Origin of the sequence: Stenotrophomonas sp. HMWF023 (genome assembly GCF_003060985.1) — a bacterium.
Lineage (GTDB): Bacteria > Pseudomonadota > Gammaproteobacteria > Xanthomonadales > Xanthomonadaceae > Stenotrophomonas > Stenotrophomonas lactitubi.
In genome coordinates, this window is the sequence record NZ_QAIJ01000197.1 from 34,332 (window position 1) to 35,621 (window position 1,290).

2 protein-coding genes are annotated in these 1,290 nt (G+C 66.0%); one reads left to right on the top strand and one right to left on the bottom strand.

Annotated elements, in window-relative coordinates; translation table 11 throughout:
• Positions 1-393, top strand: a 393-nt coding sequence (locus tag DBR20_RS10630; protein ID WP_258223296.1) for a Fur family transcriptional regulator, incomplete at its 5' end; no start/stop codon positions are given.
• Positions 394-426: 33 nt separating this feature from the next.
• Here the strand turns inward: DBR20_RS10630 and DBR20_RS10635 are convergent.
• Complete coding sequence (locus DBR20_RS10635; RefSeq protein WP_108266155.1) at positions 427-1,098, bottom strand: hypothetical protein; 672 nt, start codon at positions 1,096-1,098, stop codon at positions 427-429.
• Positions 1,099-1,290: the final 192 nt, after the last annotated feature.

The window sequence follows — 1,290 nt, forward strand, 5'->3', positions numbered from 1 at the left end:
GGGCTGCGCCTGACCCCGATCCGCGCCAACGTGCTCAAGCTGATCGCCGAGGCCGGCAAGCCGGTCAAGGCCTACGAGCTGCTGGAGTGGGTGCGCAACGGCAAGGGTGTGGGCGCCGACGCCCCGCCCACCGTGTATCGCGCGCTGGATTTCCTGATGGCCAATGGCTTCGTGCACAAGCTGGAATCGGTCAATGCCTTCGTGGCCTGCCACCACCCCAGCAGTGCAGCCCATTCGGTGCCGTTCCTGATCTGCAACAGCTGCCACAGCGCAGTGGAGCTGGAAGACCGCGAGATCGTGACCCAGCTGGAGAAGCGGGCCAAGGAACTCGGCTTCCAGCCGCAGGCACAGACGCTGGAAGTGCACGGGCTCTGCGCCCGCTGCGCCGGCTGACGGAAGGGTAGTGCCGGCCGCTGGCCGGCATCTTCAACCCTGTGTCCGGCCCTTGAGGTGCTTCAGCACTGCCTTGCGTGCGGCGATCAACTCCGCATCCTCAAGCACCAGCGACTGCACCCAGTCCAACGCTTCGGCCACGTGTGCGCCGCGCACGGCATACAGTGCCAGGCACTGCCGTTGCGGTGTCGGCGCTTGGCCCCACGCGCGCTGCACCCGCTGCAGCAACGTCTGTCGGATATCCGTAGACACCGCCACACCCTTGTCGAACGAAAGCAGCACGTTCAGCGCAGCCAACGCCCGCCACGGCGCTGACCTTGGGTCATCCTGGCTGAAATCGGTCTGTCCGCAGAACGCCAGCAGGGCCGCAACTGAAGCCTCGCTGCGCACCTCTTCCAGCACCCCGATCACATAGGTCGCCATGCGCGGCTGATCCAGCAGCGGCGGCATCGCCGCCACGCCGCCATGGCCGAAAGCCGCACAGGCCCTTGCCCAAGGCGCCATCGGCGCGAAATGCGTGCCATCGCCGTTGTACTGGCACTCCTCGCGCCAGCCATGCAGCGCGCACAGGCGTTCAATCTCGGCCGCACCTTCGGCGCCATGCTCCAGCACGAAGCCGATCAGGTCTTCCACCTCGACCGCACCGCCATGCTCCAGCGGCGCAGGACCTTTGGCCGCCTTACGGGCCAGTGCGTTGAACTTCATCGTTGTCGTCTGTTCCTGCAGCAAAGCAGTCGAGCATGGCTCAACACTACAAAAAAGCGGAGCCGCGCGCTTTTGCTTTTGATTTTCATCTCTTGATTCACGTGGCTGACGCGCACGGACCCTGTCCGTGGCCGGGTGGGTGGGGCAGGCGGGACCGCAGGCGCCATGGATGGCGCCTACGAGCCCCCAGGG

Excerpts from the sequence above, each read along its gene's own strand:
- DBR20_RS10635 (WP_108266155.1), bottom strand. The coding sequence starts at position 1,098 with ATGAAGTTCAACGCACTGGCCCGTAAGGCGGCCAAAGGTCCTGCGCCG.